At 40.6% G+C, this 8,796-nt stretch carries 7 protein-coding genes; 4 read left to right on the top strand and 3 right to left on the bottom strand.

Annotation, left to right across the window (positions count from 1 at the left end):
• From RM368_RS18635 to RM368_RS18625, 3 genes are all read right to left on the bottom strand, one after another.
• Positions 1 to 648 (bottom strand): WD40 repeat domain-containing protein (locus RM368_RS18635; RefSeq protein ID WP_416212241.1); only part of this gene is annotated, 648 nt, incomplete at its 3' end.
• A gap of 1 nt (position 649) precedes the next feature.
• Positions 650 to 2,218, bottom strand: coding sequence for a P-loop NTPase fold protein (locus RM368_RS18630; RefSeq protein ID WP_322695432.1), 1,569 nt, complete (start codon positions 2,216 to 2,218; stop codon positions 650 to 652).
• A 351-nt stretch (positions 2,219 to 2,569) separates the two neighbouring features.
• On the bottom strand, positions 2,570 to 2,839 hold the full coding sequence (locus RM368_RS18625; RefSeq protein WP_322695431.1) for a hypothetical protein: 270 nt from the start codon (positions 2,837 to 2,839) through the stop codon (positions 2,570 to 2,572).
• Between the two features lie 80 nt (positions 2,840 to 2,919).
• Between RM368_RS18625 and RM368_RS18620 the strand changes: the two genes are divergently transcribed.
• The 4 genes from RM368_RS18620 to RM368_RS18605 all read left to right on the top strand — a co-directional run bounded on the left by RM368_RS18620 (position 2,920) and on the right by RM368_RS18605 (position 8,792).
• On the top strand, positions 2,920 to 3,687 hold the full coding sequence (locus RM368_RS18620; RefSeq protein WP_322695430.1) for a GDSL-type esterase/lipase family protein: 768 nt from the start codon (positions 2,920 to 2,922) through the stop codon (positions 3,685 to 3,687).
• Positions 3,688 to 4,045: 358 nt separating this feature from the next.
• Positions 4,046 to 4,480: a hypothetical protein gene (locus RM368_RS18615; protein ID WP_322695429.1), complete on the top strand. Its 435-nt coding sequence runs from the start codon at positions 4,046 to 4,048 to the stop codon at positions 4,478 to 4,480.
• 566 nt (positions 4,481 to 5,046) lie between these two features.
• Entirely contained in the window at positions 5,047 to 6,333 is a 1,287-nt protein-coding gene (locus RM368_RS18610; RefSeq protein WP_322695428.1) for a cation:proton antiporter, read from the top strand.
• A 269-nt stretch (positions 6,334 to 6,602) separates the two neighbouring features.
• On the top strand, positions 6,603 to 8,792 hold the full coding sequence (locus tag RM368_RS18605) for a cation:proton antiporter (RefSeq protein WP_322695427.1): 2,190 nt from the start codon (positions 6,603 to 6,605) through the stop codon (positions 8,790 to 8,792).
• Positions 8,793 to 8,796 lie beyond the last annotated feature (4 nt).

Here is an 8,796-nt window from a genome sequence, read left to right as displayed (position 1 = left end):
CCCATTGGGGGTGACGGCGACGGCATTTACTGAGTACCTATGACCATTGAGGGTGAATTGTTCCTCCCCTGTTGTCAAATTCCAGACTTTGAGGGTTTTGTCATCGGAGGCAGAAATCACCTGTTGCCCATTGGGGGTGACGGCGACGGCATTTACTGAGTACCTATGACCATTGAGGGTGCGGAGTAAGCGTCCCCCTGGTGGCGTTAAGCTTGGGGTCAAGGGACACAGCCAAGGAGTAGTTTTCTCTTGCTTTATTTGTGCCAATAATGCCTGAATCTTTTCTGGCATTTGCTGATTTAGTAACCTTCCGTGCAATTGACTCGCTAATTGTTGCTTATCTGTTACTAAAACATGCGCTGAGAGTCTTAATGCCCCTTGAATCAATTTGAGATTTTTGACTTTTTCAGAGTTATATTCTGAGTAATTTAATGTCTCTTCACCATCAATTAAATCATAATCATCAATTAGCGGCTGCACGCCAAACTCAGGATAGTTAATCTTGGCAGTGATGAAATCAAAATCAGTCAGAGTTTGGTAATACTTTTCTAAATTTCCCGACTTTACCAAGCTTGGCGCTAAACTACCCAAGTAAGCACGTTGAAAAGCAGGACTTTGTGCCGCTAATTTGTCAGCAAATTCTCCCATATCACGCCATCTTTCCGATCAGGTAATCTGCAATGCGTTGATTAACCTCTTGAAATAGCTTCCGTTTAGAATCCAAAACCCGTTTTGCTTTCAAAAAGTCTAAAAAACTAGCGTGATAAATGCTATGGCAGATTTCTCCTTTTATATCCTGCTGCTTCAAATACTCAACCCACTCTTCTAAAACTAATTGCACATCATATTCATCCTGTTCAGCAATAGCCGCTATCATCTCGCAAGGAATTGGTGTACCAATCTCCACTAAAATAAACAGGATAAATACTTTTACTTCTTGGGGCTTTGCATCCATCCCCATACGTTCCCAATGAACTTGATAATAGTCCTTAAGACCATTGGGTAATTGCGTTAAACTCAGGTCTTGATAGTCACCATTAGCAATTCCTGGCAAGACATAGCGCAGGTACATGAAATTATTTTCACTCTTAGTTGCTACCTGCTCAACAAAATCATTCTCATCAATTTTGCGGTCTTGAATCCATTGTCTAAGTGCCTTCTTATGGTCTTCATCGACATTTAAAAATAACCCAATATACTTTTTGATATCTTCACGGCTCAAATTAACATAGTCATTTGCCCTTAAATCTAGCTCCTCCATCGGGACATCTGGTGCAGACAAGCGTTTTTTATCTATAGTATATGGTCGTCTAGTCAGCAGAAAATAGACACGTTCTGGTAGCGCCGTTGGTAAATCTAAAAGATTTCCCCCAGCTTCTTGCTCGACTTCATCCAAAGCATCAACTACAATTACCAGACGTTCGCTAACAGGAATTTTTTTACTAACTTGTTCTAGTAAATCAGCTAAATTAGCCTTCTCGACATTCTGCAACTGGTAACGCTTAGTTAATTGCTGGCGAATACTTTCAAGAAATAGCTCCGCTCGATTGCTACTAGTTTGGCGAATATTAAAATAGCATGGTGATTTATTGTCCCAGACGTATTTAGCAGCAATAGTACTCTTCCCCATCCCCGCATCACCCACTACTGTAAAATAACCACTGCGATTTTTATTGCAAAATTGCTTAAATGCGTCAAAAACAAACTGACGACCACAAAACGAGCGAATTTTTTCTTTAATTAACGACTTAAATTCTGTTGGATACTCGTCTAAATTCCATTTAGGAAAAGGCTGAAACTCTATTGATTTACTTCTTTTAGCAACTTTAATAAATATTTCCCCAAACTCCTCCAACTCCGATCGCAGTTCAATTTTCATCAATCGGATATCAAATTCTGAATCTTTCCCCTGCAAAAACTTTTCTACTTCTTTGTAAAAACCCAAAGGATCGTTTGAAGTATAAGCACTCCAAAAAGCATTTTTAATTTCTCTTTCTCGAAAAAGATTCAGCAGTACTTCGGGCTTATCCACACCATACTCAATTAAAGAATAAACATAAACACCATCAACATCTTTAGGCGGTTGTACTGGGTCAAAATTGAATTTTTTTAAAGTTCTAACTACTGTTTCATTGCGTTGAGCTTGATTAATAACTAGAGAAGCCGCAGGTTTAGCAATACTTTTAAGTACATTAACTACAGGGTCAATATTCATCATTGCTAGCAGTAGAAATAATTTTTACATCTGTAACTTATCCTAACGACAGATGCCAAAATTAAACAAATACACAGTTATATAATAGCGATACCTTTCCTTCTCTACGAGAGGCTGCGCCAATGGAACGTTACGCATAGTTTGTTTAAGAGTAGGAGTACAATAAGCTGCGCTAACGCTCCTTCTTCTCTCCTCCTCGGTGTCCTCTGCGCCTCTGCGGTTCGATTTTCAGACTCATTTAATGCAGTATGAGCACTCACTTATACCTAAAATAAAATGAAACATGGTGCCGCAGCTACGCCCGTCGTAGACATTGCATAGACGTTTTCAGTACCAAGCCCCAAACTTGAGCTTTTAAACTGCAAGTTTCAGGCTCAAAGGTGCAACTTTCAAGCTCAAAGGTGCAATTTTCAAGCTTAAAGGTGCAACGTTCACCCTCAGAAGCTCAACGTTCACCCTCAGAAGCTCAACGTTCACCCTCAGAAGCTCAAAGTTCACCCTCAGAAGCTCAAAGTTCACCCTCAAAAGCTCAACATTCACCCTCAGAAGCTCAACGTTCACCCTCAGAGGCTCAACTGTGGCAATAATTAACCTTGCAACCATCTCAACAAGTAGAAACTCCATAGATGCTTGGACACTAAAGATAGCCATCTATGGTATAGAAATGTATAGAATCTTGTAAAGATATAAAATATAGTCGTTAAATGCACACATTTCTCGCTTCTTCCTCAATGCAGCGGTCTTTACCACCAAATCACTTTCAGCCTATGAAGATTGTCGCACTGGGGGACAGCTTAATTTATGGATTCGGCGACCCAGAAAAAGGAGGCTGGATTGAGCAACTACGGCGATGGTGGATGTTGCCGGATAGTGCCGGTCACATTCTTTATAATTTAGGGGTAAGAGGCGATCGCACGCAACAAGTAGCCCAAAGACTGGAAGTTGAATTTCGCCATCGCGGTGAACTGCGAAATCGTGTTCCTGATTTGATTATTTTATCCGTAGGCGTGAATGACTCAGCCCGGTTGGCGCGTCCCGATGGTCGAAGTTACACAGATTTTACATTGTTTGAAAAAGAAATTGCCTCTCTGCTAGATTTAGCACAGCAACTTTGTCCTGTGTTATTTGTGGGCATGGTGCCAGTGGATGAAGCCAAAATGCCATTTTTAGATTGCTTTTACTACAATAATGCCGACCAGTACCGCTACAAAGAAGCAACTCGAATTGCTTGCAACAAACGGCAGATTCCCTATTTGGATATTTTTGAGCAATGGATGGAACGCGGTGAAAGTTGGCGACTCAAACGCTTGAGTGAAGATGGACTCCATCCCAATACACTAGGTTATCAAGCTTTGTTAGAAGATGTAATCAGTTGGGATGCCATACCTTCTTTACGAGATGCTACGCGAACAATGGACTTTGCTAATGCAGCTTACCATTCTAAATTTGATTATCACCTGAAACCATCCTAATAATTAGGGACTTCCAAAGCAGAGGGACAAGGAAGACAAGGGGGACAAGGGGGACAAGGAAGAAAAGAAGTCTAGTTGAGTAGACAAATTAGATAATTTATTTTTTGGAGTTCCCTTAATATAGATGTGTTGGTGCTTTGGGGGTAGCCGATATTCTCATATTTGCCATCCTCGCAAAAAGCACCACAATCTTCCTAATTTTTTAATGAAGTGAGTCAAAATCTATCTATAAAAACTCTAATTTCTCTATATTATTCATAACTCCTAACTTTTGTACAGACGCGATTAATCTACTTCTAACTTTTGTACAGACGCGATTAATCGCGTCTCTACTCCTAACTCCTAACTCAGCACTCCTATGACACCAACTTTATTTGGTCGCTGGCAAACTCGATTATTATTACTGGCAACTGTCGGCGTACTCGTATCTTTGCCATTTGCAATGGGTTGGATTGGCCCTGGTGCTAACTCGGTTTATTTTTGGATACTTGGTTATGTCGCCATCTTTGGCTTAGGTTGGGATGTACTTTATGACTATCTCCAAAAATCCCGTTGGGATAGAGATTGGCCAGCAGCTTATCAACTTTTAGCTGGTATATGGGAATTAATATTTATATTTTGTGGAGTTAAGTTATTTGGCTTCTTGCCAATACCTTTACCGAAAGAAGAACTTTCACCAGGAGCTTTTTTATTGCACTATAGCATAGTGTGGCTAGCAGTTTTTATTAGTTCCCAAAGTCTGATGCGAATTATCTTCCTTCGTTGGCGTTTTCGGGGCGGGGAGTGGTTGTAAAATTTAAAATTATCAGAAACTAGTTTAATCAAAAATCATAGTAATTTTCAGGTAATTCAACTGTAGGTTAGGGACGCACAAATGTACGTCTTTAGAGTATATCTGAGAAGTATCAAATATTTATAGATCCCCCCTAACCCCCCTTAAAAAAGGGGGGAATAAGAGTCTTAAAGTCCCCCTTTTTAAGGGGGATTTAGGGGGATCTCCAAGGGTTAAATGTATATAAAATAACTTTTCAGACATCCTCTTACAGTCGATTGTGCCTCAAATAGATAAAAAAGGCTATAAATCGCCAATTAACAAATCATCAAAAATCATATATGGCGATTTTCGTTTGGATGCAATATGTTGTATTGACGTACATTTGTGTGCGTTCTTAAGAACAAGATAACTTGGGAAACCAAAGCAATGCATTGCCTGTTGTATCTCATCAATTTACAAACAGCTATCTTATGTTTACAAAATTGGCATTTGTGCTGATGTAGTAGTCATATATGAGTAAAACAGGACAAACTTTAGACTCTAGGGAGATTCTTCAATGCAGAGACATCAATTAAGGAAGTGCAATGTCAAATTTTGATCTGGTTATTCAGCTATTTCTACAACTCACAGTTATTTTAGCAACTTGTCGCATTGTCACGATTATAGGACGCCGCTATCTTAGTCAAACTGATGTTGTTTGCGAAATGATCGCAGGTGTCATGCTAGGGCCATCACTTTTAGGATTGATTGCACCAGATTTTCAGCAATGGCTGTTTCCTAAGCTTCCGATCATCACTGCTGTCGGACTTAAGATACCCAATCCATCAATGTCGATTTTATATGCTATTAGCCAGATTGGGTTGGTAATTTATATGTTTTTGATTGGTTTAGAGTTCAATACCAAACTCTTAAAACATCATATCAAAAGTGCAAGTTTGCTATCGGCGGCTGGGATTATCACTCCTTTTATTTTAGGAGCGATCGCATCTTTTTGGTTTTATCATAATGGCGATTTCTTTCAACCAAAAGTTATGCCTTGGTCAGCCGCTTTGTATCTGGGTGCATCGATGACAATTACGGCTTTTCCAATGTTAGCTCGTATTCTTTACGAACGCGGTCTGACACAAACTCGCTTCGGTACTTTGGCTTTAGGTGCAGCATCGGTAGATGATGCAGTTGCTTGGTGTTTGCTGGCGATTGTACTTGCTAGCGTGAAAAATTCTCTGAGTATAGCCATATTAGCAATTGGTGGTGGCATTTGCTATGTGCTATTTGCGATTTTTCTCGGACAACCTCTACTAAAAGCGTTCACACGGATGACAAAACGCGAAGGTGTGAACAGACAAACCCTGACTTTAATGTTGATAGTTTTGATGTTTTGTGCATGGTTCACCGATGTTACAGGCATCTATGCAATATTTGGTGCTTTTGTCTTGGGAGCAGTGACACCACGCGGAGAATTCGCCCAACAAATTCGCCAATATACGGAGTTTTTAACTACTTCTTTTTTGTTACCGATCTTTTTTGTTTTCTCTGGATTAAATACTCAAATTGGATTAGTAAACACACCTACTTTATGGGGAGTGACGCTATTAATTATTGCGATCGCAATTCTCGGTAAAGGTGTTGCTTGTATGTTAGCTGCCAAATTAGCCGGGGAAAATTGGCGCGAATCTGCAACTATTGGCGCTCTGATGAATGCTCGTGGTTTGATGGAGTTAATCATCCTCAATATTGGTCTAGAACAAGGAATAATTACCCCAACTTTATTCACTATAATGGTTATTATGGCAGTTATTACTACTTTAATGGCATCACCACTAATTGCCTTTTTATTGCACGGTACAAGCTATGATAAATCTTTGACTTAAGCAAATTTAAATCTTAGATGAATTAAGTATCTAGTACTCGATCGAGCTAGTAATAAAAAGTTTTTAGTAAGCGCTTTAGTGCTGAGAAAATTAAGGACTAAAGTCCTTACTACGAACTTGATTACCCATAACGGCTGCAACGGCATCGTAACAATAATTAATATAACAACGAAGTACAAATTATTCTTTGTTGTATCCACAAGCTTGACATTTTGCAGTCTTTTAAAGAATTATCTTAGGGAAACCAGATAGTTAATTTTGAGGAAACCATGCACATAGTTATTCTCGTTCTGGTTGAGGTGCTGATTGTTATTGGGCTTTCACGGCTAGTAGGGCTAGCATTTCGTTCTATTAAGCAACCGCTAGTAATTGGTGAAATTGTCGCCGGAATTATGCTCGGCCCATCTTTATTTGGGTTAGTTGCTCCCCATCTAGCAGTTACCTTGTTTCCACCAGAAACTTTTCCTTTTCTGAATGTTTTGTCTCAGGTGGGACTAATATTTTTCATGTTTCTGATTGGGCTAGAACTAAATCCCAAATACCTTGGAGGGCAATTAGAAGTAGCAGTTTTAACTTCTCATGTCAGCATTTTGGTGCCGTTTTCTCTAGGAACATTGCTAGCGGTGATTCTTTATCCCCTAGTTTCTAATGCAAGTGTATCATTCACCGCCTTTGCTTTATTTTTGGGGGCGGCGATGTCGATTACTGCCTTTCCAGTGTTGGCACGAATCATTACTGAAAACAATTTACAAGGAACGCGTTTAGGAACGTTAGCATTAACTTGTGCAGCAGTGGATGATGTGACTGCGTGGTGTCTCTTGGCAGTTGCGATCGCAGTTGCGCGAACTGGTGACTTTGCTGATGCTGTACCCACAATTATCGCCAGCATAGTTTACATCGGCTTGATATTGACAGTCGGTCGTTGGTTCCTGCAACGCCTTGCCAAACATTACCTGCGTGCGAGACGACTCAGCCAATTACTGCTAGCTGGGATTTATATGGGTGTGGTTGCATCGGCACTAATCACCGAACTAATTGGGATTCACTTAATTTTTGGGGCATTTTTGCTGGGAGCAGCTATGCCCAAAAATGAAGATTTAGTACGAGAATTGGCAATAAAAACGGAAGATTTTGTCCTAATTTTCTTGCTGCCCATATTTTTTGCCTATAGTGGTTTAAAAACGCAGATTGGCTTGCTTAACCGTCCCGAATTGTGGCTTTTGTGTGCGTTGGTTTTAGCTGTAGCGATCGCAGGCAAATATGTTGGTACTTATGTAGCAGCGCGTGTCAGTGGCATTAGTAAACGAGAAGCCTCGGCACTCGGTTGGTTAATGAATACTCGCGGTTTAACCGAACTGATAGTGCTAAATATTGGTTTAGAGTTAAAAGTAATTTCCCCCTTAATATTTACCATGCTGGTAATTATGGCATTGGTAACTACCTTCATGACCTCGCCACTGCTGGAATGGACATATCCTAAAAAGCTGATCAGGTTAGATGTAGTGGAACCGGAGTTAGAAACACAAACAGCTACCACCGCCGCTGATGCCGAAACTTACATTCGTCCCTACCGAATTTTAGTGCCAGTGGCGAATCCGAGTACCCAAAAAGGCTTGGTACAGTTGGCAGCAAACATTGCCCTCAACTCCCGATATCCGGCTGTTGTTAACCCTCTGAGCTTGATTGAATTTGAAGAAGATTATGCCTTTGAAAGTACGCCAGTTGAAGCAGACCGATTAATTGCCCAGCGTCGCCAGCAACTAGAAGAATTGATTAATACGCTCGAACCAGTAGAAACACGCTCTCATGTGCATCCCATCATTCGCATATCTAGTAATGTTGCACGGGAAACTGCACAGATTGCCGCACTCAAACAAGTTGATTTAATTCTTGTGGGATGGCATCGCCCAGCTTTTAGTAGCAACCGCTTAGGTGGAAGAGTTGGTCAAATGCTCACTACTGCGCCAGTTGATGTTGCAGTGTTTGTGGATAGGGGAAGCGAGCAATTAGAAAGCTTGTTAGTGCCTTATTCGGCCAATATTCATGATGATTTAGCGTTAATAATAGCTCTGAGACTGCTAATTAATCGTGAGACAAGTCTATTACAAGTTTTGCAGGTTGTACCCGAAAATAACCTCAAGGATGAATTGAGTGATGAGTTAAATACGATGATGGAGCAATTACCGACTAGTGTACGCGATCGCATCGAAATCAAAATTGTTCAAGCTCCAGATCCAATCCAAGCTGTAGTCGAAGCCTCAAAAAATGTAGACCTAACAATTGCAGGCACTAGCCGCACTTGGGGTATCGAGCGTCAAACCTTGGGAAGATATACAGATCAACTAGCCATTCAATGTTGCTCCTCCCTGCTAATTACCCGCCGTTACAGTCCAGTCACCGCTCATCTGGCTTCCATGCTTCCTGATGTTAGTAGTCAAGAGTCAACATTGAGGAGTTGAGAAC

The sequence above is a fragment of the Nostoc sp. DedSLP03 genome (assembly GCF_034530815.1).
Taxonomy (GTDB): Bacteria; Cyanobacteriota; Cyanobacteriia; order Cyanobacteriales; family Nostocaceae; genus Nostoc.
The sequence above is the reverse complement of the archived record's forward strand: the minus strand, read 5'-3'. Positions and strand labels throughout refer to the sequence as shown.

Coding starts and splice junctions, on each gene's coding strand:
- RM368_RS18610 (WP_322695428.1), top strand. CDS start 5,047: ATGTCAAATTTTGATCTGGTTATTCAGCTATTTCTACAACTCACAGTT.
- RM368_RS18620 (WP_322695430.1), top strand. CDS start 2,920: ATGCACACATTTCTCGCTTCTTCCTCAATGCAGCGGTCTTTACCACCA.
- RM368_RS18625 (WP_322695431.1), bottom strand. CDS start 2,839: ATGGAGTTTCTACTTGTTGAGATGGTTGCAAGGTTAATTATTGCCACA.
- RM368_RS18615 (WP_322695429.1), top strand. CDS start 4,046: ATGACACCAACTTTATTTGGTCGCTGGCAAACTCGATTATTATTACTG.
- RM368_RS18630 (WP_322695432.1), bottom strand. CDS start 2,218: ATGATGAATATTGACCCTGTAGTTAATGTACTTAAAAGTATTGCTAAA.
- RM368_RS18605 (WP_322695427.1), top strand. CDS start 6,603: ATGCACATAGTTATTCTCGTTCTGGTTGAGGTGCTGATTGTTATTGGG.